The sequence below is a fragment of the Streptomyces sp. NPDC018000 genome (assembly GCF_044328025.1).
Classification (GTDB): Bacteria; Actinomycetota; Actinomycetes; order Streptomycetales; family Streptomycetaceae; genus Streptomyces.
In genome coordinates this window covers 189,036-215,814 of the sequence record NZ_JBIRGM010000003.1, presented here as the reverse complement: position 1 = coordinate 215,814, position 26,779 = coordinate 189,036, and the positions used below count along the sequence as shown (strand labels likewise).

Here is a 26,779-nt window from a genome sequence, read left to right as displayed (position 1 = left end):
CGGGCCATCGGCCGCGCTACTGCCGCGCCCGGACGTCCGTGAGCTTCCCCCATACGACAAGCCGGTAACGGGAGGTGAATTCCGGCGTGCACGTAGTGAGCGTCACATAGGAACCGGCCGCGCCATACCCCGTATACGGCTTCATATTGCTGCGCGGGACGGCCGCGATGACACCGCTGTCGCCGGGGCTGGTCTGCCCGAGCGTCCGGTCGACGGTGTACGTGTAGACGGCGTCCCGGGTCTCGACACTGATCCGGTCCCCGCGCCGCAGCCGGTTGATGTACCGGAAGGGCTCGCCATGTGTGTTGCGGTGCCCGGCGAGCGCGAAGTTCCCCACCTGGCCGGGCTGCGCGGTGCGCGGGTAGTGCCCGACGTACCCCTTGTCGAGAACGCCGCGCTTGCTGATGCCCTGGGCGACGGGGGCGGCGAGCCCGAGCCGAGGGATACGGATGATGGCGTACGCCTGATCCCAGCGGGGCGCGGCGGGTGCGGTGCGCCCCCCGGACGCACCGCCACCGGCGGCCCCACCGCCGTCGGCCCCGCCACCGCTCCCCGTACCACCGCCCCTTCCCCCGTCCGCCGCCCCTCGCGGCTGTCCCTGTGACTGCCCCGGTGGCTCCTGCCCCGGTGGCTCCCCCCACTCCCTCTGCAGGGCCCGCACCTTGTGTTCGGCGTCCGCGCGGGCCTGCCGATTGGTCCACCACAGCTGATGAACAACGAACAACAACAGGACGACGCCGAGAGTCACCACCACCTCGGCGCCCGTCCACAACCCGCGCGCGACGGCCCGCCGCCCTCGCGGGTTGTGCTGCACCACAACCGGTATCCGCTCCCGCACGGCCCGCACGATAGGGCCAAGCACCGTAACTCACCAGGGCCGGACAACCCTCCGTTCAAGTACCGCACAGCAGTACGGTGTGATTCATGCGCCCCGACAGCCCCGACACGCCTGCCGACCACACAACCGAAGCCGAGCGCCTGCTGCGCACCGCGGCGCAGTACCCCGCGGACCGCGAGCCGCTGCTCCTCCAGGCCGCGGCCCATCTGGAGCTCGCCGGCGACCGCGCCCGTGCCACCACCCTCTACGACGAACTGCTCGGCTCCCCCGGCCTCGACCACCCGCAGCTGGTGAAGGCCCTGAAAGCGGCCAATCTGTGGGAGTACGGCCACGAGGCCGAGGCCCGCGTGATCATCGACGGCATCCGCGCGGCCGGCCCGCTCGACCCGGCGCCCTGGGAGATCGCGGCCGAGACCCTCGAATCGCACGACGAGCTGGAAGCGGCCCACGACTGCTTCACGACCGCGCTGACGCTCCTGCTGACGCCGGGCGAGGAGGTCCCGTACGCCACGCACTCGCTGCTGATCGGCCGCCACCGTGTACGACGGCTGATGGGCGCCGAGCACGATGCCTGGGACGAGCTGGCCGACACCGTCCACACGGCCGCAGTTCCTCTCGACGAGCTGCACGACCCGAAGCGCCTGTGGGCGCTGGGCTCCTCGGACCCGGGCGAGCTCCGGGCCGAGATCACCCGCCTCCGCGCCGAACTGGGCACGTACCGCACCGCGCTGTCCCGCCCGTTCCCGGTGGCGGTGCTGCACTGGCCGGCCGCCGAACTCGACGAACTCCTCGCCGCGTACCCGACCCTGAACAGCGAGTACCCCTCCCACGCCGAGCACCTGGCCCGCCTGGAGGCCGCACTCCGGGACCTCCACCAGGCCGGCACCCCGAACCTCGGCATCGTGACGGGCACGGTCCCGTCGTACGAGGCCTTCGCCGCTTCCGAAGCCGCGTCGCCGGCCGACCCGGACCTCCTCCCCCAGTACGCCACCACCCTCGCCGCCCGCGGCCGAGCGGTTCCTTGGCCCCCGGCCCGGAGCGCGGCCTGCTGGTGCGGCTCGGGGCGGACGTACCGGGAGTGCCACGGGGCGGAGTGAAGGATCGACGAACGGCCGTCAATACACCACGCCACCGGACGCGACCTGTCGGGAGGGTTCGGGCAGCGACCGAAGCGAGGAAGCCGCAGGCCTGACATCGTGCCCAACTCCCCCGTAGACGTTGAGCACTTGGGTGTCGGCAAGCAGTGGCACCGGTCGGCTCGCCCTGATACGGCAGGCACGGTGACCGCGTCTGTGCCTTGGCAGCAGCCACTACATTGCTCGGTTACTCGGGCAGGTGACCAAGGGGGCGATGGCGGTGGACGCAGGCAACGGATACGAAGATGCCGGCCCAGGTGTCGTGGGCGCCGGCCGGGTCGACGTGGGCCGGACGATCGGCGGCCGTTACCGGCTGGTCGAGCGGCTGGGCCACGGTGGGATGGGCACTGTCTGGCGCGCCTGCGACGAGACGGTACGCCGGGATGTCGCGATCAAGGAGCCGCGGAATCCCGACGAACTCTCCGAGGCCCAGCGGCAACGGTTCTTCGGGCGGATGCTCAGGGAGGCGCGGTCCGTCGCCAGCGTCACCCACCCCAACGTCGTGACACTGCACGACGTCGTCATGGACGGGGAACGGCCCTGGCTCGTCATGGAGTTGGTGCGCGGCCGTTCCCTGGCCGACCTCCTGGAGGAGGGCGCGCTCACCCCGTCGGAGGCGGCAAGGATCGGCCTGGCTGTGGTCGACGCACTGACCGCGGTACACGCGGCGGGAGTGCTGCACCGGGATGTCAAGCCCGCCAATGTGCTGCTTGCCGAGGACGGCCGGGTGGTGCTCACCGATTTCGGCATCGCCCAGATCGAGGGCGAGACGCCGCTGACGGAGACCGGCGCGATCATCGGGTCCTCCGAGTACATCGCGCCGGAGCGGGTGGTCGGCCTGCGCCCGGACGCCGCCTCGGACATGTGGTCCCTGGGGGTGCTGCTCTATGTGACGGTGGAGGGCTGGTCGCCGTTCCGGCGTGCGAACTCGATCACGACGATGCTTGCCGTGCGGGACGAGAGTCCGCCGCCCCCAGCGCGAGCCGGGGCCCTGTCACCCCTGATCACCGCGCTGCTGCACAAGGACCCGACGGCGCGCCCGGACACCGTGCATGTCCGGGAGGCGCTGCGCCGGGCGACGCATCCGCAGACGTCGGTCCCGACGCAGAGAATCGGCCGGCCGCCAGGGCGGAGCGCTGCCGACCCGGCCACGGAAATCCCCCAGGACGTGGCCGGTCCGCGCCCGTGGTTCCGCACTGCGCGAGGGCGGGTGATCACCATCGCGACAACGGCGGCAGTGCTCGCAGGACTGGTCCTGGCAACCACCATTCCGTCCGACACCCCATCCGGCGCCCCTTCCGACGCCTCGTCCGACGCCTCTGCCCGCGGCCCGGCCAAAGTCCCCTCACAGTGGCAGACGGTCCACGAGAACGCGGTACAGATCAGCTTGCCCGTGCCGACCGGGTACCTGCGCGGTACGCCAAGTGACGCCGTCAACCCCGCGGTCCAGTACCAGTCTTCGCACTTCGACAGCGTTGTCGGAGAAGAGCAGCCATCGCAGGGGCTCCAGTTCCGGATCCAGGTCTACCGGAATCCGGACACCGCCGACGCGACGCCCGGCGAAGGCTCGGACAACGACCTCGCCGGCTTCTACCGTGCCGATGGCCGTGAACTCCGCCGCTTCGCGCTCGACTACCACGCGACCTTCGGCGGCCGGCCGGCCTCCACGCTCGACGCCCAGTACTACGAGCGGGGCGACAAGGCCGCGGGAATCCGCAGCCGCGGTCTCCAGCTCAAGGTCATCACCAAGGACGCCAAGGTCGAGTACTCCCTCTACATCTGGGCGCGAGGCCCCGAGAAGGACGTCTCGGGGGACGCGCCCACCGCCTTCTACAACAAGGTCGTCGCCGGACTGCGGATGCCGGACATCCAGGAGTCCCAGCGCTGACGTGCCAGGTCACCTGACGGGAAGCCGGAGCAGTCCCAAGGCCGCCGGCTGCCACGCGGCCGGCCGACGAGACGGCCTTCCGGGTCCTCACTTGCGCCCAGGGCCTCAGCGGTCCCGAAGGCCGGTGGGGGTGAACCTGGAGCGGGTGCACCCTGCCGGCTCCCTCCAGCCAACCGGAATCCGTAAGGTTCTGCCATGCCCGAACTACAGCGCCTCCGCGCCGACCACGTCCCGGCCCTGCTCGCCTTCGAGCAGGAGAACCGCGCCTTCTTCGCCGCGTCGGTGCCGGACCGCGGCGACGACTACTTCGCCCACTTCGACGCCCGCCTCGCCGCCCTGCTCGCCGAACAGGCCGCGGGAATCTGCCACTTCCACGTCCTGGTGGACACCGACGGCGAGGTGCTGGGCCGGTTCAACCTCGTCGATGCGGCGGACGGCTCCGCCGAGCTGGGCTACCGCGTCGCCGAGAAGGCCACCGGCCGGGGCCTGGCCACGGCCACCGTCCGCCGCTTGTGTGCCCTGGCTGCCGAGGAGTACGGCCTGACCACACTGCGGGCCGAAACCACACTCGACAACCCGGCCTCACAGGCGGTCCTGACCCGCGCGGGCTTCGTCCCCACCGGAGAAGAACTCCTGCTGGACGGGCGGCCGGGGATCGCTTACGTACGGAGCACGGCGGGCGAGGCCTGAGAGCCTGTCGGGCGCCGAGGTCCGCGGGCCGGACCTCGGGCCGCCGAAGTGAGCAGCCCGTCCGCGCGGTAGCCGAACGTCCAGGAGCGGACCGTACGCCGGGCCGTAAACAACGTCTGGGACGTCAGACAGCCGATGTCGCCCCAGGCCGACCCCTGGTGCATCTCCGAACCAACGATTCCGGGAGGAGCGATGTCGTAATCATCCATCGAGAGACCGGCAGGCCGTAGGAGACTTGGCAGTGATGAACACAGCGAAGCCTTCCTCCCCCGGCGTCTCCGCCCGTATGAGCCAGCAGGCGAGCCGCGACACCGCACCCGAGGTGGCGGTGCGGAAGCTGCTGCACGCTTCCGGCTACCGCTACCGGGTCAATGAGCGGGTGCCGAACATGTCCCGGCGAACAATCGACATCGCCTTCACCAGGTGCAAGGTGGCGGTGTTCCTGGACGGCTGCTTCTGGCATGGGTGCCCTGTTCACGCCACGCAACCGAAGTCGAACGCCGAGTGGTGGCGACAGAAGCTCGATCGCAACATGGCGCGGGACAGGGAGACGACCGCTCACCTCGAGTCCGGTGGGTGGACGGTCCTACGATTCTGGGAGCACGAGTCAGCCGAGGACGTCGCCGGGAGGATCGTCGCGACGGTGGGACCACCGTCCGCAAGCAAGGCGGGATGCGTTGCGCCGAAGTCGTGACTGTGAGCGTGGCAGCCGCAAGTACGCGATGCACGGGTTTCAGCGCTTCACCGGCCACTGGTAACCATTCGTGTCTGCCAGGAGGGGCGACTCAATCAGGGTTCCGGTTTCGCGCATCTGTGCTCATGTCACCCAATAGGGTGTAGAGACCGTACGGGGCCGCTCGATCGGCGTCTCCCGGCGTGCCCGCGATCCGTGAATGCGGAGGGTTCGGGTGGTTGACCTCAGTGGACGAGAACGGGGAACGGTCGACTCTCATGACCAACGAATTCGACGCAATGTACGACACGTTCAAGGCTCTGTCGGAGTCGTTCCCCCCCGTGGAGGCGGTAAAGCGACTCGAGCAGTTCGGCATCAGCCGCGACATCATCGACCGGATTCGAGAACGGCACGAGCAGCAGGCTCTGCACATCAAGGAGCTCGAGGAGCCGCGTGCGGTTGTCCGAGACAATCGCATCACCTGGTACACAGGCCCCCAGTCGAAGGACAAGTGCTGGCCGGCGATCGTCGAGCTGCTCCGCAAGGACGGCTGGTCCGAGGAACCTGCGATCAAGAGTCTCGACGACTCCTCCAGTCGCGTCGTGTCGCTGCTGAACCACCCGAAGGAAAAGTCGTTCGCCACGCGGGGGCTCGTCGTCGGCTACGTGCAGTCGGGCAAAACGACCAACTTCACGTCGGTCATGGCCAAGGCTGCCGACCGAGGCTACAAGTTGTTCATCGTTCTGGCCGGCGTCCACAACGGCCTCCGGCGTCAGACGCAGGCCCGCCTCGTCCAGCAGCTCGTGGAGCCGAACCCTTCCCTGTGGTCCCAACTGACCGGATTCGACCGCGATTTCACCCCGCACGAGAACCCGGCCTCGTACTTCGGCAAGAACAACAAGACTCATGTGCTGTGCGTAGTGAAGAAGAACGCAGCAGTCCTCCGTAAATTGGCCAAGTGGCTCGACCAAGCGTCGGACTACCTGGCCGACTGCCCGGCACTGATCATTGACGACGAGGCCGACCAAGCGACAGTGGCCACCAAGTCGATCAACCCGCTGATCCTCAACATCATGAGCAGCCTGCCGCGATCCGCATACGTCGGCTACACCGCCTCACCGTTCGCGAACCTGCTAATCGACCCGAGCGCCGAGAATCTGTATCCCAAGGACTTCGTCGTCAACCTGCCGAAGCCAGAGGGTCACTTCGGCACGGAGGTCCTGTTCGGACGCTACGCTCTCGACGGAGACGACCCGGAGGGCGTCGACGACGGGTACGACATGATCAGGTCCGTTCCCGACGAGGACGTGTCGGCGGTGCGCCCGGGGACGCGTGCCGATGTCGACGGTTTCGAGCCGGTCATCACCGACACCCTGCGTCGGTCTGTCGAGTACTTCTGGATGGCGACCGCCGCCCGACGAGTACGCGGTGTCGGCAATCCGCACAACACGATGCTGATTCACACGAGCGTCAACACGACAGTGCACAACAGCTTCAGAAGGCCGTTGGAGTATCTGCGTGACCGTGCCGCACGGTCCCTGACGGACGCGAGGTTCCTGTCCCGTCTGCGAGACCTCTGGGATGAGGAGGCTGCCCGTGTCCTGGCTGAGGATTTCGGCGAGGACAAGGTGCCGTTCGACAAGCTCCTTGCCGAGCTCGACGGAGTGCTCAACAGTTGCCGAATCATCATGGACAACTCCAGCAGCGAGGATCGCCTCGATTACGAGAACGGTCCGGTCGTGGCGATCGCCGTGGGCGGCAACACACTCTCGCGAGGTCTGACGCTGGAGGGCCTGTCCGTGAGCTACTTCGTCCGAGCAGTCTCGGCGTACGACACCTTGCTGCAGATGGGGCGTTGGTTCGGATTCCGCAACGGCTACGCCGACCTGCCGCGCATCTGGATGACTGACGAGCTGGCCGAGTGGTTCCGGCACCTGGCCACCGTCGAAACCGAGATGCGCCGTGACATCGACGTCTACCTGACCGAGGCCGAGAGCCCGCTCACATTCGCGGTGCGCCTGCGTACGCACCCCGCTCTGCGTGTGACCGCAGCCGCCAAGATGCGCGACGCCGTCACGGCGGCCTCCTCCTACGGCGGCAAGCGTGTCCAGACCCACTTCTTCCACACCAACGCCGATTGGCTGCGCAGGAACATCGATGCCGCGAATGCGCTGATTGCCGCCTCCGTCACGAACGCGAATCAGGTGGATGACGGAGCAGCAGCGGGCCGGTACGTGTTCCGCGATGTGCCGCACGACATCGTGACCGATTTCCTGTCGACCTACCGGTTCCACGAGAAGTCCCAGGAGAACAATGCGGAGCTGATCACCGGCTACATCCGGAAGCGAGTCGCAGCAGGCTCGCTGCGACGATGGAACGTCGCGATCGTCGGCACTCCCAGGGGAAGAGGAGACGACTTCAGCTTCACGCCCATTGTGACCGTCGGACGGGTCAACCGTGCCCGCCTGGATCTGTCCAACCCTGGCCCGGACTTCGCTGACATCAAGACACTGATGAGCCGCCGCGATGCCGCGGTTGACCTGGCAGGGGACACCGCGAAGCTGACAGAGAAGGAGATAATGGTCGAGCGTCAGAAACAGTTGCCCGACACCGGTTTGCTGGTCCTTTACCCGATCGACAAGTTTTCCGAGCCGAACCCTTCGAAGAAGCTGCGTGCGCCCTTGAACGCTGAGGAGCATGTAATAGGCGTCGGTCTGGTCTTCCCCTCACCGAGGGATCGTGACAGCGAGGTGGAGGGCTACATCTCTGCCAACCTGGCCAACGTCCGAATCGAGGAGGAGGACTTCAGCCTCCTCGACGACGAGGACGCATGAACGACGAGACGCTTCGCAGGATCGTCGGGGACAGCTGGACGTCGCTGGAGGCCGAGCAGACCAGCGGGGAGCGCCGACTGCGAGTCACTGCGTTGCCGGTCGACACCGATCAGGGTCCATTGGCGGCGGCAGTAGATCACCATGGACATCGTCATCTTCTGGTGCCGATACACACCCACCGGAAGATTCGCCTCGGCCTCGACGGCCCTGTGCTGCAGCTGCGCAAGCGTGCACTGGAAGATGAGGAGAACTACCAGAACTACGCCGACCTCGGATGTCTGCGCCACGACTTCAGAGACCTTTTCGCGGAACTCTGCGTGGACGTGCTGAGTGCAACGAGGGAGATGCCCGAGAACCCGGTCAAGGCGCTCTACACCGTCCTCGATCGATGGAAGGCGCTTTTCCGCGCGCAAGGAGTGCTGCTCGGTCCCGAGCAGGTTGCGGGCCTCTTCGGCGAGCTGGTGGTCCTGAAACGGCTTCTTGAGAAGGACCCGAGCGCGCATCGCCTGTGGTGCGGTCCGGGCAGGTACCGCCACGATTTCTGGGCCGGAACGACTGCTCTCGAAGTGAAGACAAGTACCTCGGCGGAAGGGCGGAGACCGCGGATCCACGGGCTGGACCAACTGGAAGCCCCTGAGGGGGGAGCGCTCTGGCTCACCTGGTTCCGACTCCGAAGGACCACCGCAACCGATGTGAGCACCGGCTTCACGGAGTTGATCGAGCAGGTGTTCGCCTTGTGTGACGACGAGAGCGCGCTTGTCGGCCTCCTCGCCGAGGCCGGATATCGCCCGGCCGACGCCGACCGCTACGGGGATATCCGCTTCTCCGTCACCGAGGAGCGTTGGTACCGAGTCGGGCCCGACTTCCCAGGTCTCACAGGGGAAGGCCTTGCCTCGGCCGGCGTCCCGGTTTCGGTACTGGACGTCGAGTACACAATCGACCTGTCCGGTGAATCCCCTGCCCCGCTGGAGCCCGACCAAGTGCCCGAGTTGCTCAACCGTTTGATCCAGGAGTCCGTGTGACGACGCCCGAGTGGGTCTCCCAGCCCTACCCCCCGGAAGGTGCGAGTGCCGCCGAGGGGATTCGCAACCAGCTCGGGCGCCCGGAGCTCGACCTGCTCACCATCCTGGTGCGCGAGTCTGCACAGAACAGTTGGGATGCTCGCATTCCGGAGTCAGCCGCTCCCGTCGACTACCGCATCGACATGTGGACGGTCGGCCCGGCCCACGCCGGTGCGTGGCGTGAACTGCTGCTCAACGGTGCGCCCGCCGAACGGGACAGCTTCCCACTGCACGAAGTCCTCAGACGCAGTTCGATCCGGGTCATGGCCGTGTCCGACCGTGGCACGCGCGGGCTCGGAGGCCCCACCCGTGCCGATGCTTTCGAGCCCGAGCGCGACTTCGTGTCCTTCATCCGCAACATTGGCGAACCTCGAGACAAGGCCCTGGGCGGCGGAACGTACGGCTTCGGTAAAGGCATCTTCTACCTGCTGTCCAACGCCGGAACGATCCTTGTGCACTCACGTTGCCGCACCGCACACGGTGGCTACGAAACCAGACTCATCGGCTGCACGCTCTGGAAGAGCTATGTCGCGAATGAGTCCGGCGGGAATCGCAGACACACCGGCCGGCATTGGTGGGGTGACACGTCGGATGCCGTGGTCGAGCCGCTGACGGGCCACGATGCGGAAGTCATTGCTCGACGTCTCGGGCTCCGCCCCTTCGGACCCGAGGAGACCGGGACGATGGTCGTCGTCATTGATCCGATTCTCGATGAGCTGACGCCGGTCGAGGCAGCCGGCTACCTGGCCGAGTCCATCGCCTGGCACCTCTGGCCCAAGATGATGGATACCGGCGACCGGCCCGCCGATATGCGCTTCTCCGTCACGTGCGACGGCGTCGATTTCCCGGTTCCGGATCCCCGCGAAACCCGTCCGCTCAACATGTTCGTCGCCGCCTACGAGAAGATGACCGGCCCGGACGGCGGCGAGCTGCATTGCAACCGTCCCAAGCGATATCTCGGGCGCCTCGGGCTGGAGAAGCGGATCATGCCTCCGTTGGAGCCGAGCCGGGCCTCCCGCATGGTCGACATCGAGGACATTGTTCATCACGTCTGCCTGATGCGCCCTGCCGAGCTCGTCGTCACCTACCGGCCCGGACCGAAGCCGCCCAGTGTGAACCAGGGGTACGCCGGAGTCTTCCGGGCCGACGAGTGCATGGACGAGATCTACGCCAGGGCCGAGCCACCCACACACGATGCCTGGAACCCGCAGTCCCTCGAAAAGCCCGAGAGCACCTACGTGCAAACGACCTTCCGACGCATCGGCGAGGCGCTGGAGAATTTGCTCTCGCTCGGCGGTGTCGCACGCCCTGGAGCAAGCAGCGTCGCGCTGGGTGCGGCTAGTTCGTTCTTCTCCGGGTTGGTTGGCGGAGCCTGGGGCACCGGTGGGGCCACGGAGTACTCCAAGCCGGGCAGCACCGTCACACGGCGCAAGTCGAAGGTGGACGACGAGGAAGAGAGCGCTGCCCCCTCGGGTACGGGCCGGCCCTCCCCGAGAACGGCATCACTCGGCACGGAGGGCGCAACGGTGCGCGAGCCCGGCGGAAGCGGGCGGGCCGCTGCGCCGCGAAGGCGCCCGCGGGTCCAGTACGTCGGTGACCCGTACTACGAAGATCGCGAGAACGCGTCTCTCCTCGTCCAAGAGTTTCGCCTCCCTGCGCCAGGGCCACAACGAGTCAAGGTGGATCTGGCAGTTACTCTGCCCGGCACCGGGGGGCGTGAGACGGACCCGCCCATCGGGGCCAGCATGCCTGAGCTGGTCGGCTGGGAGGACAGCGACGGGCAGGTGCACAGCTCCGACGCGTTCGAGATCGAGGGCGGCGAGTCCCTCTGGCGTGTGCTCGTGCTCCCGGCTCCGGACACGATGACGGAGATCGGCATCAAGGTGGAGGCGGTGAAGGCGTCGTGACCCGCCGAGTTCTTCCGTATCGCACTCCGTCAGACGATGTTGTCGCCGCCGAGAGCTGGCTCCTGGTGACCGAGGACGGCGAGATCGCCATGCCGGAGGCGCTGCCGGACTGGGACTACCGGATGGACCTGCGCCTGCGCAGGACCGTCCGAATCGACCTGGACCGGGCACGAGCGGAGTCGGGCCTCCCGGCCGACGCGGCGCTGATGCTCTCAGCCGTGTGGACCGCCACCGGATCCAGCCTCAGCGGCCCGGCCCAACATCTACGCCTGCCCCAGGCAGGCATTGTCCCGGCGGAGATCGATATCGAGCTTCGCGGCGCCGATTTGGGCGGTCTGCTGCTCCTTGACACCGCCCTTGTCCTGGCCGAGCGGCGCACCGACGCCCGCCCTTCCTCCCCCCGCAGAGCCGGCTCCATCCTGTGGAGTGAGCGAGCGACGCTGCGCCTCCAGGGTGATGCTCCGCAGTTCCCCATGGCCGTGATCGACTTCGCCCGCACGTCCTTCCCCGATGACGCGGCCTGGCACCTGCAGATCAGCGGTGGCCTGGAGAGTGCCACCATGGGTGCCCTCCTCCTGCTCGTCAACGAGCGAAACACTGTCACTGCCACCGCCTTCGAGAACGCGGGAAAGCCCCGACCGATCGACCAGGTGGTGCTCTCTGCTGTGTACGCGGACGCCGCCCGGATCCTGGTCGAGCATGCGCTCGGCCACGAGGAATTCACCGAGGACTCCGACTACCCCGAAGACTCATTGGGTGCGACGCTACTGAGTCTGTTCGACCGGCTCTTCCCCGATCAGTCGATCACAGACATTCGCCTGCGCCAACGCCAGTCGCCGTCCTTGTTCGCCTCCGATCTGCAGGCGGCAGTCAAGATCTTCGAGGTGCCGTGATCAGCTTCCTCTACCCTCGATTGCTCGCCGACCAGGGCGCACCTCTCTTCGCCGAGTACCTACAGCTGCCGATCTCCGAGTTGACCGGACGCGTGGCCTTCGCTCACGAGTCAGCGGTGTATGTGGCCACCGGCGGCGACCGTGTCTCCGCAGACCGGCTGTGGGAACTGCGCGAGGGTGTTGTCGACCTCGCCAAGCGTGCGGGCTTCCCTGACGATTCCGACCGCACGCGGAAGGCCGAATTCGACCTCGCTCTCGCCGCGCTCCTGCACGCCGAGATGGGTATGGTGCCCGCCGAGGCCGCCGCCCGCGATGTCTGGGCCTTCCTTGCCCTGATCGTCCTTCCCGACGTCGCCTTCTGGCGCTACCCCCGGCCGCCGAGAGACCGCGTTCTCGGTACGGACCTCACCCGACACGTCTTCGGCCGGCTCTGGTGGCGCGCCCAACTCGTACGCTCCTCCGAGGCCCCAGAACCGTACGGCGCTCTGAAGATTCTCGGCGAGGCCGCCTTCGACCAGATCTACGCACGCCGAGCCGCGCTGGGTGGCAGTCCGCACATGGTGGGAGCCATTCTGCGAGTCTGGGCGGACCTCGATCTGAGGGGCCTGAACGAACGCGAAACTCTCCGCGACTTCCTCAAGCGACTGCTCAGGCTCGCCCCGTTCGTTCTCTTCGACGGCGTCGCCGGAGCCGCTCTGGACGATGAGCTGCGCGTTGTCGCCCAGGAGTCCATCAACGCGCAGCGACTCGGCGCCTCTCATATCGACAACAACAGGACGAAAGACACCGCACGGGGATCGGCCTTCGAAGGAAGGGGGAGCCAGGCGGCACCGGGGGGAACGGCACCGGTGCCTCGGCCGACCTCGGCCCGGGCAGTACCGGTGCCCGACCGTCGGCTCCGCTCCGTCGAGATCTGTGCCGGGTGCGGTGCACAGGCGCTCGGACTCGAGCGTGCCGGTTTCGAGCCCGTACTCCTTATCGACAGCAAGGCCGACGCCTGCCTCACCATCGAGGCAAACCGTCCCAAGTGGGACGTCATCTGCATGGACCTCGCCCACTTCCGCGTATACGAGCGCCAGGACGTCATCGGGGTCGACCTCCTGAGCGGTGGCCTCCCCCGTGTCAAGTCGATGGCTACCGTCGGACGGGACGAGGACACCGACGAGCGCAGGGTGCTCCGCGCGACGATTGACCTGGCCCGCATCATCAGACCCAAGGCCGTGCTGTTGGAGAACGTCCCCGACCTCGTCGGGAGCCCGGACTTCGAGGCGGACCGTTCATGGATGGCAGAGGCCCTCGTGCAAGCGGGGTACGAGTGCCATTGGGCAGTCCTGAACGCAGCCGACTTCGGAGTGCCGCAGAACCGTCGCAGCGGCTTCCTGGTCGCTCTGCAGGATCCGTACCACTCCCGATTCTCCTGGCCCCAGCCTGCAGGCAGGACACCGCCGACCGTTGGCCAGGTGCTCGGCCCCACCATGTCTGCAAATGACTGGCCAGGAGCAGAACGCTGGGCGAAGGGAGCCGACCGCATTGCGCCCGCACTCGTCGGAGGCTCCGACCGGCGTGGTGGAGCCGACCTCGGGCCGACCGGCAGCAAGAAGGCGTGGGAGGCACTCGGCGTGAACGGCAGCAGCCTCGGCAACGAGCCACCCGGCCCGGACTTCCCCGCGGACGGCCTGCCCAAGCTGACCGTCGAACAGGCTGCCCTGATCCAGTCGATTCCCGAGGACTGGCGCTTCATCGGCGGCAAAACGTCCAGGTACCGGCAGATCGGGCACGCCATGCCGCCCCCGCTGGCGAGTGCCGTAGGCCGGGCTATAGCAGCCGCTCTGCGAAGCTAAGATCGCCGCATGCGCACGTCCCGCCCCCGCGACCCCGAGCCCGTCACCGTCCTTGATCTTTTTTCCGGCTGCGGGGGCTTCACTCAGGGCTTTCACGAGTTCCGTCCGGCTACTGCGCCGGACGGAGGTCCGGTCTTCCACAGCATCGCGGCCGTCGAACACGACACGGCTGCTGCTGCCACGTACGCCGCGAACTTCGGCAGTGGCCGGCGGGACGAGAACGTTCCACCGGCACGCATCCATCTCGAGAACATCGAGGACTGGAAGCCGACGTCGGACGAGCTGAGTGCAGACGTCATTGTCGGGGGCCCTCCCTGCCAGGGTTTCTCTGCACTCAACCGGATCAAGAAGGGCACCGAGCGCAATCGCCTGTGGGAGGAATACGTCCGAGTCGTCGAGGAAATCAGGCCCAAGGTCTTTGTCATCGAGAACGTCGATCGATTCCTGAAGTCGGACGAATTTCTTAATCTTCTCAAAGAGGTTGGCGAGGGCGGACGGCTGGCCGAATACCGACTCGTCGACCCGCCGGGCCACGAGCCGACGGACACGGAGGAACGCAGGATCAAGCGGTACCTCCTCAACGCTGCCGACTACGGCGCGGTCCAGGCCCGTCGCCGCGCCATCGTCATCGGCGTTCGTAAAGACATCGACAGCGGCCGGACAATGGCGTACCCAACGGCAACTCACATCCGACGCCCGCGAGGTGGAGGCAGCGGCTCGACGCAGGCACTCGACGGCATCAACGTGGGCCTGCCGCACTGGCGCGCCGTGGACAGCGTGTTCGAGGAGTCCTCCGAATTGAGGCTCCGAGGCACCGAGCTTCCGGACTCCAAGGAAGACGTCGCTGACGTGAACGCTCGCGTCCTCGGCGTCTTCACCACTCGCGACCTGCACTTCGGGCGCAACCCGGAGCCACTCTCGATCGCCCGCTACAAAGCCATCCCTCCGGGTGGGAACCGTAAAGATCTGCGCGGAAAGTGGTTCACCGTGGACGAGGACGGCCGCATCAGGATCTTTGGCGAGTCGAGCCCTCGTGGCGTGAAAACCGCAGTGACCTACCTTTCGACCGAGAGCTGGGACAACCACAACTCCGGCACTGGTGACGTAATGGGTCGGCTTCGCCTCGGTGAGCCCTCGGTCACCATCCGGACCGAATTCTTCAAGCCGGAGAAGGGCCGCTATCTCCACCCAACGGCCTCCCGACCCATCACGCACTACGAGGCCGCCCGCATTCAGGGCTTCCCCCACGACTTCCGTTGGTGCGGCTCGAAGACCGACATCGCCCGCCAGATCGGCAACGCTGTGCCCATCCCTCTCGGCACAGCCATAGCGTCCTCAATCCACGCCTTCCTGCGCGGTTGACCGGAACCACGCCTCCGAATCTCGCCACAGCGCGGGGTCACCCGGCATCCCGCAAACCGAGTACAAGCTCTGCCGAGTTCGCAGCAGCCGGGCAATCGCGTTCTGGCCGTCGATCAATCGGGACCGGAACGTGCCGCAGGACCTCCGTCAGCTCGCATCGAAATGCGCCTGGGCGTGCTCCAAAGCATCGTCCGGGTCGTATCCATGTGCACGGAGCCAGTGGAGGAGGTCTGCGATGAGGCCGATCGCCATACCCTTGCCCACGGCCGGACTCAGTCGCCCCTGACCTGAGTTCGCAGGAATGGATGCCAACCCACAAAGCCCCAACAGCGCTTCTGCCTTGGCAACTTGAGGCCCATCGACGTGATCGCTCGGTGATCGAAGGCCAGTGGCCAGCTCGCACCAGGTGACCTTGGAGTCGCCGCGGAGGACAACGCCCCAGCAATCCGCTACACCGTCCACAAGCGCCATACCTCGCCCCGCCTCACTCTCCCCCGCCGCTTTGACGAGCGTAGGGAGTGCTCGCAGATCGGGATCGCTCACCTCAATGCGGAGACGGCCGCCATTCATGGATACGGCGAGGCATGTCGGAGTCCCGGGACCCACGTGCCTGACCACGTTTGCAACCAGTTCCGTGACGCAGATCTGTGCTGCGTAGACGACTTCCGGCAGCCCCCAGAGCTCCAAGTGCAGCCGCATCACACGTCGCAAACCGGCGAGTTCCTCTGCTTCCGCCAGGAACTCCAGATCCCACGCCTTTCTGTCTACGCCGAAACGACACTCGCCCAAGTCGATCACTCCTCCAACACCGGACGGTCACCACGTGTGCCCAACATCTCTCATAGGGTGACAGTGGAACTCTCAAAATGGAACTCTCACATCCAGGCCGTGGGAGCACATGAACTGGCGCGCGCCCCCGGAGTGCGCTGTCTTGCTCGATGCACTCCGCGCCATGCACGCTCTTGAGGATCGACGTGAAGGATCAAAGCCATGCCAGTCGGACCAACCACCCGTAGACGCCAACTCGGTGCGGATCTGCGCCGCCTCCGAGAGCGCAAAGGCCTCACGCTGGAAGAGGCCGGGTCGCGAGTCGGCCTCTCCAAGGCAACATTGAGTCGGTACGAGACGAAGGAAGGCACGGTCAAGTGGCCGGCGGTCGATGCGCTCTGCCGCGAGTACGGTGCCAGCGACCAGGAACGCGCCTCGCTGGTCGAGCTGGCCAAAGGGGCCCGCATCCAGGGGTGGTGGCGCTCCCTCGCGGACCCGATTCCCGAGTCGATGAACCTCATGCTGACCCTCGAAGACGAAGTGGTCAGCGAGGACCATTACGCCTGCATGTACGTGCCTGGCCTGCTCCAGACACGCGCGTACGCAGAGGCGGTCCACCGCGCCTCGGAGATGCGGTGCACGGACCAGGAGATCCACCACATGGTGGACATCCGAATGAAACGGCAAGAGCTCCTTGCTCGGGCCGAGCCTCCACACATCTGGGCGGTGATTGACGAGGCGGTCATCCGACGCATCGTGGGTGGTCGCGCCGTCATGCGCGAGCAGTTGAAACACCTCTGCACGCAGGCCAAGCAGCCTCACGTCACCATTCAGATACTGCCGTTCGAGGCGGGCGCCCACGCCGCAGCGGTGGGCAGTTTCGTTGTCCTCGGCGGCCTCGTGCCTGAACTCGACGTCGTGTACGTGGACATCATCGGCGGCGGGCTCTTCATGGAGAAGCCACAGGAACTCGCACGCTATAAATTGGCGTTCGAGTATCTGCGCGCGCAGGCGTTGGACATCGAACTGTCTGCCGCGCTCCTGAATCGGGTCTGTGGGGAGCTTTGATGGATGACGAGCACGCGCACTGGTTCAAGTCGTCGCACAGCGGCGGAAGCGGCACCGAGTGCGTAGAGGTCGCTGACCTGCGCCCGATGATCGGTGTACGCGACTCGAAGCAGCCAACCGGCCCCCGCATCGCCGTACAACGTCCCGCATGGGCCGGGTTCATCGCTTCGATTCGTCTGCGGGAGTTCTGAGCGGTTCGGCGAAGCGAGGGCCACTTCGGGCGGCCTTCGCGTCGGCGGGTTGCGGGATGACTGCTCGGCGGCAATGCCTGCGCAGGTGGGTGCGGATCGTTCGGAACGAGTACGCATTGTCGGCCAGAGTCATGGCCGGTCGTGTGCGGGGACGACGTTCAGGGCCTGTCCGGCGGATTACGTGATCACTGAGGGCTGTCCCGTAATCCCAGAAGGCTGAGGGTCACGTCGCGTCCGGGTCGGTGCCGATGGCTCCGGCCGAGCAAAGCGAACGCCCGAGGTCTCCGGTGAGGATGCGGGGGTGTCGCCGCCACCACCACAGGTCGGGGCCGGGCAGCCTGTGGAACTGGTCGAGTGCTTGGCCGTCGTCGTCGATGGTCGCGGCCTTGTACCGGTCGTCCAGGGCTTTGATCTGCGGGGTCCAGAGCTGGACGATGTGTTCATCCAGCAGGAGCCACGCCTCGTGCAGCCAGTTTCGGCAGTACAGGTCGTTGGTGTACTCGTAGATGTCGTCGCCGTAGCCGCGCTCGATGAAGCTCACCAGGGCGGCCCACGCGTTCACCCTTTCAGCGACTGTGAATGCCGTCCGCCAGCCGCGCTGGTGCAACAGCTCTCCCACCTCGGTTTCAGTAGCCACAGGCGTGAGGCTCTCACGCCGGATCCATCCGGACGAACCAGTACGTACAGGGTGCTGCGAAAGGACGGCCGGACCATGACCCTGCAGCAGTGGACGAACCGGCCGGCGAAGCAGCTGCCGCTTGACGCAGAGGCGCTGCTCGACATCGCGAACAGCCCGTTCCGGCGGTTCTGACCGGCATGTCACATCCGCCAACTCGGTTGAAGCCAGGGCCGGTACGACCACTTCGGCACGTCGCCGCTAGATTTTGATCTTGAGCGGGGGGTGATTGTGTTCGTGTCCCCGCGGCCTGAGGAGGGGCACAATGAAGACCACGACAAGAGCGATTGCCGCCGCGGTGGCCGCTGGGCTGCTGGTGGCCTGTGGGAGCAACGGCAGTGCGGGGAATGGGGGCCTGGGCGGCTCCTCGCCGTCCGCCGAGGCTTCCCCGAAGCCGTCGGTGAAGGCGCCGGAGGGCTTCGATCCCTCCAAGAGCTGGCACGCCTCCGTCGACTGGCTTCCGGAGGACGACTCGGAGGTGCCCTCCCTCCCGCCGGTGGAGGCCGCGCCCAAGGCCGGCATCGTCGCCTTCCTCCAGCGCAAGGGCGAGGGCTACGTCGTCGAGGCGCGCGATGCGGCCACCGGAAAGCTCCGCTGGAACAGCCAGAAGTGGCAGCCGCCGGTCGCGGGGGACAACGGGGACTCGGAACAGATCCCTCGGCTCCTCGTCGTGCACGAGGACGGCCACGAGTACGTGGCCGTCTGGGCGTACAGCGAGAACGAGGCCGCCCCCGGTGACGGCGCCTCCGGCAAGGGCGCCTCCAGTACGGGTATTTCCCGCGAGGAGCCGGGGGCGGTCTCCCTCGTCTTCTACCGGGCCGATTCGTCCGGGAAGGATGTCGCCCCCGCCCGTACCGTCGCCGTACCGGCGGACGACGACAACCTGGAGGTCACCGACGGCGGAAACGGTGCCGTGGTGCAGTGGGTCCCCCACGCATCGGTCAGCCAGAACTCCGCGACGGTCGAGATCTCAAAGAATCGCGTCCAGTCGTATGAGCACGGCAAGGTGGAACTGCCCCCCTTCTGCGTGGACGAGGGGTGGGAAAACTGCATCGGCGGCAAGGTGGCCGGGCTCTCCCCCGACGGCCCCGTGGTGTCACTCCAGATAGGCGGCTTCGGCGTCGGCGGGGCCTGGGCGTCGCGTGACGCCATTCCGCCGGGCGTCCGACAGCACAAGGCTGACGATGACGGCGACGTTTGGTTGATCATCGGTGACCACGTCATCTCCACCTGGAGCACTGACGCGGGCGCCGCGGGCTGGGGAGCCAGGCCTCTCTATGCCGCGCACGATCTGAAATCCGGGAAGCTGAAGATGTCCGTGGTGTGCGACGCGGGCGCCGGGCCGGAGGGCATCCCCTTCCGGCCCGTCCTTTCGGCGAACGGCCGCTACGCCGTCGCGGGCGCACTCGCCCTGGACTTCGAGCAGCGCAAGGCGCACTGCCTCGACGAGCAGGCGACCGGGACGTACAAGGACGGCCAGGGCATCCAGTTGTTCTCCGTCGGCGACGACGGCATCGCTTACGGCTATCAGGAGGACGGGAACCGGCCCGTCGCCGTCCCGCTCGACACCGGGAAGGCCAAGGCGCTGCCGGAGGGCACCGAAGTCCCGTTCCTGTCGCTGCCGGAGGCAGGAGGGTTCACGCTGCGGAAGGACGGCGCCGCGCGGCAGTTCGTCTTCCACCCGCGCCGCTGAGCAGCTCCTCGGCTTGCGGTCACAAGCCGCCTCAGCGGGCCGTACTCGGTCCCTTCGTGTCAAACGCCTGGGCGACCGCAAGGCTGTCTTCGTAGACATGGTGCCGGGTGACAAGGCCGTCCTCGACGGTGAGGTGCAGAGCGAACCGGGCGCGATAGGCGCGCCCGGTGGAGCGGGCGGTCTGACGGATCTCGCCGAGCACGACCGCGTCCCGGCCGTCGACGAGGATGCGCTCGATCTCGGTCGCTGCCTGCCCGGGCACGTGGTGCTCGGCGAGCTCGCGGTAGTGGGCGGCGGCATCGGCGCGGGTGGAACGGTGACGGATCCATGGGGTGGCAGCCCGACCGTGCTCGGCCTCCGGCCAGGCCAGCTTCCAGTCGCCCCGCTCGGCGTACATCTCAGCGATGCGCTCGGGATCGCCCTCGCCGATCCGCCGCAACAGTTCCTCCACGACAGCACGAGTGGTCATGGGTACGGCTATGGACACGACTCATCACTCCGATCCGAATCCGAAATCCACGTCCGGCTGACGCGGCGAGATCAGCATTCTGACCGACGCCGACAGGTCGGCGCCATTACCTCCCGGGTATCGGCACGGAGCGGGGCAGGGCGTTGCGGCTGCGGCGCCGTGGTGGCGTGCAGGGGTTTGGGGGCCCACCAGTTGGCCTCGCCGGCAAGGCGCATGGCGGCGGGTGCGAGCAGGCCGCGCACGAGAGTGGCGTCCATGACTGCGGCCAGGCCCAGGCCGATACCGGTGGCTTTGACGATGGCCACGTCGGAGGTGGCCAAGGCGGTCATGACGACGGCGAGCATGACGGCGGACCAGGTGAACAGGTGCCCGGTGCTGGCGATGCTCCGGACGATGGCGGTGCGGGTGTCCGCGCCGGTGTCGTGTTCTTCGACGGCCCGGGCCAGGAGCAGACACTCGTAGTCCATGGACAGGCCGAAGGCGAGGCAGAAAAGGATCACAAGGGTGAAGGCGTCGGTGGTCCCGGTCGGGGTGAAGTCGCCGACGATGCCGCGCAGATGCCCCTGCTGGAAGATCCATACGAGGGCGCCGAAGGTCGCCGAGAGGCTCAGGGTGTTCAGGACGAGGGCCTTGAGGGCGAGTACGGGGCGGCGGGTCAGTCCCAGAGTGAGCACGAGCATGGTGGTGCCGACCAGGGTGAGTGCGATCGGCAGCCGTTGTGACAGCAGGGTGGTGACGTCGAGGGCGCGGGCGTCTGGACCGGTCAGCCAGGCCGTGGCGGGGGCGGGCACCGCGCGGATGCGGGCAGCGGTGTCGCTGTCGCTGCTGACCGAAAGGTAAGCGCTGTGGCGAGTGGTGAAGCGGTGGGAGGCGTCGCCGGCCGGTTCGGCGAGCCGGCCATGGCGGTAGGTGCCGGTTGCGGTGGCCACCTGGGTCACTCGGGGAAGAGCGCTGACCCGGCGGGCGTAGTCGTCGAGGTCGTGCCGGTGGCGAGCTGCGTCGAAGGCGGGAAGGACGATGGCTGTGCCGCTGAAGGGGTCGTCCGGGTACTGCGTGCGCAGGAGGGCACCTGCGCGAGCGGAGGATGCGTCGGGTGGCAGGGCGCGGTCGTCGAAGAGGCCCAGCCGCACCTGCCCGAAGGGCAGCGCGAGGCAGAGCAGCAGCAGGCAGTGCGCGACTACACCCGGCGCACACGTCGCTTCGGCACCGTGCTCCCGCCCCAGCAGCCGCTGACCGCTCGGACGACGGCGGTGTCCTCCGACCGGTCACTCTTGTCGCACCGCCTGGCGCAAACCGTCAGCGACGTCTTCGACCCGAAATACTGCGTTCTCCTCACCACCCTGCTGATCGGCTGGCATGCAGAGCGCCTCATCGGAATCGGCTGGAGCATCCTGACCGCCCTGTTCACCGTGGCCGGCCCCGCCGGGCTCGTCATCCACGGCCAACGCCGAGGCCGCTGGGGCGACCGGCACCTCCCCCGCCGCCAAGACCGTCTGCGCATCCTGCCGGCCATCCTGGCCTCAGTCCTCACCGGCCTGCTCATCGCGGGCCTGCTCGGCGCTCCGCGCGAGACCACCGCCCTTGTCGCCGCCATGTTCGTTTCACTGACGCTGGTACTGATCATCACCACCAGATGGAAGGTGTCGCTCCACACCGCTGTCAGCTCCGGCACCGTGGCCACCCTCACCATCGCCTACGGGACCCCCGTCCTCGCGTTCACCCCGCTCATCGCCCTCATCGCCTGGTCACGCATCCGGCTGAACGCCCACACCACTGCCCAGACCATCGCCGGAGCCGTCCTGGGAGCCACCGCAGGTGGATCCGTCTTCGCCTTCCTGCACTGACCACGGTGATCGACACCAACACCCTGCTCCGCGCCCCCGCGGCGTTCACGGTGATCTTTTGAGCGTAACCACATGCTCATCCAGGCCCGGCCCGGTGACCTGGACCGCTCCGCGTCGTTGCGCCACGCGTGGACGCCATCACCCCCGCCGACCGGGCCTTCCTGCAGATGCCTACCCCGCCGGTCACCGGCTTCTTCCTCGACTTCATCGGTTCCCCTCCCGCTCAGGAGACCTGGGCCCGGCGCATCCTCGATCGGGCCGGCACTATCCCGACCCTCCTCCACACACCACCCGCCCCCCGCGACCGTACCTGGACCTCCCGCGCCGAACCTCTTTGCCCCGACACCCACCTCCACCACCACCCCCTGCCGACCCGCCCGCACGCCCTGTCGGACGCCTGCGAGACCCTCCTGGCCCGGCCACTGCCTCCTGCTCCTCATCCTCCCTGGGACATCCATCTGCTCACCCAGCCAAGCACCCCCGAGCGGTTTCGCGTCGCCCTGCGGATCCACCACGGACACCAAGACGGTGTCGGTGCCGCCCACACCGCCATCGCCCTGCTCTGCGACACCCCCACCGCCGGGCCCCACGCGCACCCCGCTCAACGCCCGCGATCCACCACCACACTCGCCGCCGGGCTGCGCCTGGCCGCCCCTCTCTTGCGCCCAGACCCGGCCCGACCGGTGCTGCGCGCCGCACTCGGCGGCACCAACGGCCCCCAATGGGACTACAAGGACATCCCCCTCACACGCCTGCGCGCCCTCGCCGACGCCCACCACTGCACCGTCAACGACGTCTGCCTCGCCGCCCTCGCCCTCGCACTGCGCGCCCTCCTGCCTCAGACGACGTCCCGGCCTCCACACCTCCTGATGGCCCTCTCCACACGCCGGCCCGACCAAAGCCACGCGCCCGGCAACCACGTGGGAGCCCACCGTCTCCTCCTGCCCACCACCGCCACCACGCTCCCCGCCGCCCTGACCGCCATCCGCCAGCAGACCGCCGCCCTGCGCCGCGACCACGTACGCGACGCCCAGCGGCGCCTGCTCACCCTCCGCCGCCCCCTAAGCCCTAGCCCCCGCCTCCTGCGCACCCTCCTCGGACCACACCTGTATCCCCTGGCGACCAGCAGCATCACCTTCCCCAACGCCCTCACCTGCTTCGACGCTCGCCTTGAAGCCGCCTCTATGTTCCTGACCGTCGGCCCCTACAGCCCCGTCTACCTCTCCATCACCCGCACCCTCGACACCGTCCGCTGCACCGCCATCGCCGATGCGCCCCGACGCAACGCCATGGCACTGCCCCAGCACTGGAAGCACGCACTGGCCAACCATCCCTGTTGATATCGAGGAACGATGTGCCGAAAGAGCTGTCCGGACCGTCGTCCGGGGACGGCGCAGACGTGGCGCTGACCTACCAGGGCTCGGCCGAGTTGGCCGAAGAGGTGGCCGCCAAGATCACCGCGATGGGGCGGACCGGCTGGGCCGTCCGCGCGGACAGCGCAGACCCGGAGGCGGTGCGCGGCGCGGTGGCGGCGGTCGCCGAGCGGTTCGGGCGGCTGGACATCCTGGTGAACAACGCGGGTGTCGGCGCCGTCGGGCCGATCGAGGCGGTGGCACTCGACCAGATCGACCGGGTGCTGGCGGTGAACGTTCGCGCGCCCTACCTCTACGCCCAGGCGGCGCTGCAGTACCTGGTCGAGGGTGGACGGATCGTGAGCATCGGCAGCTGCATCGCCCAGCGTGTGGCCTTCCCCGGAGGCGTGCTCTACGCGACCAGCAAGGCCGCGCTGATCGGCTTCACCAAGGGCATGGCCCGGGAGCTCGGCCCGCATGGGGTCACCGTCAACCTGGTCCACCCGGGCCCGATCGACACCGACATGAACCCGGGCGACGGCGATTCCGCCGACTTCCAGCGCGGCTTCACCGCGCTCGGCCGTTACGGCACGGCGGCGGAGGTCGCGGACGCCGTCTCATACCTGGTCGGCGACAGCGCCCGATACGTCACAGGCGCGGAACTGGCGGTGGACGGTGGCTTCGCAGTCTGAGCCGGCACGGTCCGACGCAGGCCAGGTATGACGCAGGCCAGGTAGGCCTTGGCGCTCGGTCCGTCACGGCATCGACCCGTGATCTCAGGCAGTGGATCACGGTTGGGATACGTCGCCAGGAGTTGTCCGATGCCGAGTGGGACCTGCTGCGGCCTTTGCTGCCCACGGCTGCGAGCTCCACCTGGCGGTCGACGAACTCGGCCGCCCGCCCGGCCTGATCCTGACCGGCGGCAACATCAACGACTGCACGCAGTTCACCGCTGTGATGGACGCCATCCGGGTGCCCCGGTCGGGTCCGGGACGGCCCCGGACCCGACCCGCCCCTGTCATCGGCGACAAGGGCTACAGCTCGAAGGCGATCCGCGCCTGGCTTCGGCAGCACGACATCGCCCACACCATCCGGCCCTCGGTACTGGTGGGGGTATTCAACTGTGGCCAGTTCTCGGCCACTTCGCCGCCATCCCGGCGGAGTCGATCGTCATGCAGCACTACGCGTTCCTCGTCTCCGACGAGGAATTCGACGCGGCCTTCGAACCGGCCCGGCAACGGTCTGCGCCAGGGGCGGAATATGCTCTTCCGTGGTCATTTGTGGCCAGTTCCGGCCTCACGCCACCACCCCCGTGGCCGCTACATTCACCCCCGACCGGACACACGACCAGGGGGCAACAGACAATGATGCGCCTCATAGGACCCGTCAGCCACATCGGCAGATCATTCATGGCGGTGACCGCTACGGCGGCCGCCTGCGCGGTCACCGCCATGAGCCTTGCCGCCTCACCGGCTGCTGCGGCACCCACCAACACAACGGCATCCCAGCCCGGCGACACCTGTACGGCGGCCGACCTCGGCACACGCCACCCGTACATCAAGACCACCGAAGTGTCCCCGACGATCACCCACTTCAAGGGCTGGTACGTCACCGAGGGCACAACCGGCAACCAGACCATCAGCACCAGCACCCAGACGACCATCTCGGTCTCTGTCGGCCTCAACGGCAATGTCGAGGGCAGTTTCGCCGTCGAGACCCTCGGCAAGGTCGGCGCGAGCCTGGGCCTGAACGTAAAGGTCGACTACTCCTCCACCAGCAGCGAGTCGAATTCCGTCACGTGGAACTTCAACCAGCCCGGCTACTACGGCGTCTACAAGGGCACCAAGAAGGTCACCGGTACGTACGGAAGCCTCAACTGCAACCGCGTCCAGCAGGGTGACGGCAGTTGGGCGTTGAAGTGGATCGAGGGGCCCGGCAGCGGCAGCTTCACCACCTACACCACCCTCGAGGAAGGCGCGGTGCGCTGCGAGGACAAGGTGCCCGCAGGCAGCATCATGGCCAAGGCACAAGGCCTCCTCGACTGCGGCTCGGCCGCCGTGAAGGCCGAGCACCCGGCGGGTGCGGTGGCGCCGACGGCGAAGCAGGAGCGGGACCGCCTCGTGCAGCGCCCGGCTCTCACCAGCGGCACGTCCGCCGAACAGCCCAAGGCCACCGGGCGTAGCGCGCGGGCCGCTCTCGACTGCCAGGCCGGCGCCTACAAGATCGCCGTACCCGGCAAGCCCCTGTCCTGGGGCGCGCCGGTCTTGGCGGACGACGGTGTCCGCCTGCGGCCCTCGACGATCTTCAGCGCCCACCTGGACAACTGGCGCCTGTGCAACGTGACGGAGCGCAACGGGGTCCTCGAGGCGTCCCTGTGGAACTGGGGCAACGGCGGGTGCGCGACCATCGCTGAGCAGAACGCGGCCACCGAACGGGCGGTCCTGATGACGGTCCCCTGCGCGGAGGACGACCTCCAGCGGTTCTACATCTATCGCGACGTACCCGGCAGCTCGAAGATCGGTGTGCAGAACAAGTACACGGGCTCCATGATGGGCCACGACCGGTACGCGGACGGGGAGTTCATACGCCAGTACTCCAGCGGCAGGCAGGACGGTACGGGTACGTACTCCCTGATCGGAGTCTGACGGCCCACACCCCGTGAGCGGCTCCGCACGTGAACCCCCGACCTCCCGGTTTCGTGCGGGGCCCTCCGCCGTTGAGGCGTCTTCCGAGGAAGTAGACCTTTTCGGCCACGGAACGTCACCCATCCCCAGCCCGGGCCGAGAACTGGCGACAGTTGAATACCCCCACCAGTACCAAGCGCCCATCCCGACGACACTTCCTAGGCGGCGGGTGTGGCCAGAGCGGCGTCGATGCGGCCGAGGACGTGCGGCCAGCCCTCGCTCATGCCTTGGTAGGCGTGCTTTCCCATCGGAGAGTCGATGTCGAAGCCGGCGTGTTCGAGCAGCAGGCGGGTGCCTTCGCCGTCCGCTTCGAGCCGCCAGGTGATGACCGTGTCCAGCGAGCCCTCGGCGAACCGGTAGCTCAGCAGCCGCTCGGGCTCGACCGCGGTCACCTCGCACGGCTGGGTGCCAAAGTTGCCCATGTCCAGGGTGAAGCGGTGGCCGACGATCGGCCTGATGTCACCGGGGACCCACCAGCGGGCCTGGAGTCCGGGGTCGGTCAGCGCGGTCCAGACCGCGGCAGGCGGGTGAGCCAGAGACTGCTCGCAACGAATCACAGCATGCTCAGTCATGGAGTGTTCTCCTCGTCCAGTACGTCAGCCAGCTTTTGCAGCCGCTGCTTCCAGTAGTGCTCAAACAGATGTAGCCACTCCCCGACCTCGGCGAGCCCGGCCGGTTGGAGGTGATAGAACCGCTGCCTGCCGCGGGGCTCCTCGCGCACCAGACCGGCGGACCGCAGCACCGCCAGATGTTCGGAGACCGCTGGGCGCCCCAGCTCGAACAGGCCGGCCAGATCACCCGTGGACCGCGGACCCGCTCGCAGGGATTCAAGCAACTTGCGGCGCACTGGATTGGCCAGCACGCCGAACACATCGGTTGGCATGCCACAACGATAGGTCGGAAAATTCCGA

The 26,779-nt window shown here is 67.6% G+C and carries 24 protein-coding genes and 2 pseudogenes; 19 read left to right on the top strand and 7 right to left on the bottom strand.

The annotated features are described in order from the left end of the window. Nucleotides 1-16: 16 nt before the first annotated feature. Complete coding sequence (locus tag ACH4EW_RS09475) at nt 17-838, bottom strand: class E sortase (protein ID WP_398253764.1); 822 nt, start codon at nt 836-838, stop codon at nt 17-19. Nucleotides 839-924: 86 nt separating this feature from the next. On the opposite strand from ACH4EW_RS09475, the gene ACH4EW_RS09470 reads away from it, so the two are divergent. From ACH4EW_RS09470 to ACH4EW_RS09425, 10 genes are all read left to right on the top strand, one after another. Continuing rightward, nucleotides 925-1,935 (top strand): SEC-C metal-binding domain-containing protein, encoded by a 1,011-nt coding sequence (locus tag ACH4EW_RS09470; protein WP_398253762.1) that lies wholly within the window; start codon nt 925-927, stop codon nt 1,933-1,935. Between the two features lie 253 nt (nt 1,936-2,188). After that, entirely contained in the window at nt 2,189-3,862 is a 1,674-nt protein-coding gene (locus tag ACH4EW_RS09465; protein ID WP_398253760.1) for a serine/threonine-protein kinase, read from the top strand. Nucleotides 3,863-4,057: 195 nt separating this feature from the next. Then, nucleotides 4,058-4,552 (top strand): GNAT family N-acetyltransferase, encoded by a 495-nt coding sequence (locus ACH4EW_RS09460; protein ID WP_398253758.1) that lies wholly within the window; start codon nt 4,058-4,060, stop codon nt 4,550-4,552. Between the two features lie 244 nt (nt 4,553-4,796). Next, nucleotides 4,797-5,246: a very short patch repair endonuclease gene (locus tag ACH4EW_RS09455; RefSeq protein ID WP_398253755.1), complete on the top strand. Its 450-nt coding sequence runs from the start codon at nt 4,797-4,799 to the stop codon at nt 5,244-5,246. Nucleotides 5,247-5,503: 257 nt separating this feature from the next. Beyond that, entirely contained in the window at nt 5,504-8,059 is a 2,556-nt protein-coding gene (locus tag ACH4EW_RS09450) for a Z1 domain-containing protein (protein ID WP_398253753.1), read from the top strand. Next, nucleotides 8,056-9,081: a PD-(D/E)XK motif protein gene (locus tag ACH4EW_RS09445; RefSeq protein ID WP_398253750.1), complete on the top strand. Its 1,026-nt coding sequence runs from the start codon at nt 8,056-8,058 to the stop codon at nt 9,079-9,081. The genes ACH4EW_RS09450 and ACH4EW_RS09445 overlap by 4 nt, the downstream gene beginning before the upstream one ends. Then, entirely contained in the window at nt 9,078-11,027 is a 1,950-nt protein-coding gene (locus ACH4EW_RS09440; protein ID WP_398253748.1) for a hypothetical protein, read from the top strand. The genes ACH4EW_RS09445 and ACH4EW_RS09440 overlap by 4 nt, the downstream gene beginning before the upstream one ends. After that, on the top strand, nt 11,024-11,920 hold the full coding sequence (locus ACH4EW_RS09435) for a hypothetical protein (RefSeq protein WP_398253745.1): 897 nt from the start codon (nt 11,024-11,026) through the stop codon (nt 11,918-11,920). The genes ACH4EW_RS09440 and ACH4EW_RS09435 overlap by 4 nt, the downstream gene beginning before the upstream one ends. After that, complete coding sequence (locus ACH4EW_RS09430; RefSeq protein WP_398253743.1) at nt 11,917-13,761, top strand: DUF6339 family protein; 1,845 nt, start codon at nt 11,917-11,919, stop codon at nt 13,759-13,761. The genes ACH4EW_RS09435 and ACH4EW_RS09430 overlap by 4 nt, the downstream gene beginning before the upstream one ends. Before the next feature lie 9 nt (nt 13,762-13,770). Further along, nucleotides 13,771-15,123, top strand: a complete 1,353-nt coding sequence (locus tag ACH4EW_RS09425; protein WP_398253740.1) for a DNA cytosine methyltransferase — start codon at nt 13,771-13,773, stop codon at nt 15,121-15,123. A 147-nt stretch (nt 15,124-15,270) separates the two neighbouring features. Here the strand turns inward: ACH4EW_RS09425 and ACH4EW_RS09420 are convergent, their stop codons facing one another. Further along, entirely contained in the window at nt 15,271-15,921 is a 651-nt protein-coding gene (locus ACH4EW_RS09420) for an ATP-binding protein (protein ID WP_398253738.1), read from the bottom strand. 192 nt (nt 15,922-16,113) lie between these two features. Between ACH4EW_RS09420 and ACH4EW_RS09415 the strand changes: the two genes are divergently transcribed. After that, complete coding sequence (locus ACH4EW_RS09415) at nt 16,114-16,959, top strand: helix-turn-helix domain-containing protein (protein WP_398253736.1); 846 nt, start codon at nt 16,114-16,116, stop codon at nt 16,957-16,959. Beyond that, entirely contained in the window at nt 16,959-17,150 is a 192-nt protein-coding gene (locus ACH4EW_RS09410; protein WP_398253733.1) for a DUF397 domain-containing protein, read from the top strand. Before ACH4EW_RS09415 ends, ACH4EW_RS09410 begins: the two co-directional genes overlap by 1 nt. Before the next feature lie 223 nt (nt 17,151-17,373). On the opposite strand, the gene ACH4EW_RS09405 is transcribed toward ACH4EW_RS09410, so the two are convergent. Beyond that, nucleotides 17,374-17,787, bottom strand: coding sequence for a hypothetical protein (locus ACH4EW_RS09405; RefSeq protein ID WP_398253731.1), 414 nt, complete (start codon nt 17,785-17,787; stop codon nt 17,374-17,376). A 304-nt stretch (nt 17,788-18,091) separates the two neighbouring features. Between ACH4EW_RS09405 and ACH4EW_RS09400 the strand changes: the two genes are divergently transcribed. Further along, nucleotides 18,092-19,519, top strand: coding sequence for a hypothetical protein (locus ACH4EW_RS09400; RefSeq protein WP_398253729.1), 1,428 nt, complete (start codon nt 18,092-18,094; stop codon nt 19,517-19,519). A gap of 31 nt (nt 19,520-19,550) precedes the next feature. On the opposite strand, the gene ACH4EW_RS09395 is transcribed toward ACH4EW_RS09400, so the two are convergent. Beyond that, nucleotides 19,551-19,988 carry a nuclear transport factor 2 family protein gene (locus ACH4EW_RS09395; protein ID WP_398253726.1) on the bottom strand — a complete coding sequence of 146 codons (438 nt, stop codon included), beginning with the start codon at nt 19,986-19,988 and terminating at the stop codon, nt 19,551-19,553. A 71-nt stretch (nt 19,989-20,059) separates the two neighbouring features. Next, the gene (locus ACH4EW_RS09390; protein WP_398253724.1) at nt 20,060-21,118 is read right to left on the bottom strand and encodes an MMPL family transporter; all 1,059 of its coding nucleotides are present in this window, start codon (nt 21,116-21,118) and stop codon (nt 20,060-20,062) included. Nucleotides 21,119-21,157: 39 nt separating this feature from the next. Here ACH4EW_RS09390 and ACH4EW_RS09385 point away from each other — a divergent pair, with 39 nt between their 5' ends. The 6 genes and pseudogenes from ACH4EW_RS09385 (at nt 21,158) to ACH4EW_RS09360 (ending at nt 25,829) form a co-directional block, all read left to right on the top strand. Further along, complete coding sequence (locus ACH4EW_RS09385; RefSeq protein ID WP_398253721.1) at nt 21,158-21,832, top strand: hypothetical protein; 675 nt, start codon at nt 21,158-21,160, stop codon at nt 21,830-21,832. A gap of 128 nt (nt 21,833-21,960) precedes the next feature. Continuing rightward, on the top strand, nt 21,961-23,172 hold the full coding sequence (locus ACH4EW_RS09380) for a wax ester/triacylglycerol synthase domain-containing protein (protein ID WP_398253719.1): 1,212 nt from the start codon (nt 21,961-21,963) through the stop codon (nt 23,170-23,172). 14 nt (nt 23,173-23,186) lie between these two features. Then, nucleotides 23,187-23,876 (top strand): SDR family NAD(P)-dependent oxidoreductase, encoded by a 690-nt coding sequence (locus ACH4EW_RS09375; RefSeq protein WP_398253717.1) that lies wholly within the window; start codon nt 23,187-23,189, stop codon nt 23,874-23,876. 91 nt (nt 23,877-23,967) lie between these two features. After that, a pseudogene (locus tag ACH4EW_RS09370) lies at nt 23,968-24,222 on the top strand (transposase); the annotation flags it as partial. A gap of 101 nt (nt 24,223-24,323) precedes the next feature. Then, nucleotides 24,324-24,455: pseudogene (locus ACH4EW_RS09365) on the top strand (VOC family protein); the annotation flags it as partial. 138 nt (nt 24,456-24,593) lie between these two features. Next, nucleotides 24,594-25,829 (top strand): hypothetical protein, encoded by a 1,236-nt coding sequence (locus ACH4EW_RS09360; RefSeq protein ID WP_398254764.1) that lies wholly within the window; start codon nt 24,594-24,596, stop codon nt 25,827-25,829. Between the two features lie 197 nt (nt 25,830-26,026). Here ACH4EW_RS09360 and ACH4EW_RS09355 read toward each other — a convergent pair whose 3' ends face one another. Both ACH4EW_RS09355 and ACH4EW_RS09350 read right to left on the bottom strand, forming a co-directional pair. Beyond that, entirely contained in the window at nt 26,027-26,440 is a 414-nt protein-coding gene (locus tag ACH4EW_RS09355) for an SRPBCC domain-containing protein (RefSeq protein ID WP_398253714.1), read from the bottom strand. Continuing rightward, a complete protein-coding gene (locus ACH4EW_RS09350) occupies nt 26,437-26,751 on the bottom strand; it encodes an ArsR/SmtB family transcription factor (RefSeq protein WP_398253712.1) in 315 nt (104 codons plus the stop codon). The genes ACH4EW_RS09355 and ACH4EW_RS09350 overlap by 4 nt, the downstream gene beginning before the upstream one ends. Nucleotides 26,752-26,779: the final 28 nt, after the last annotated feature.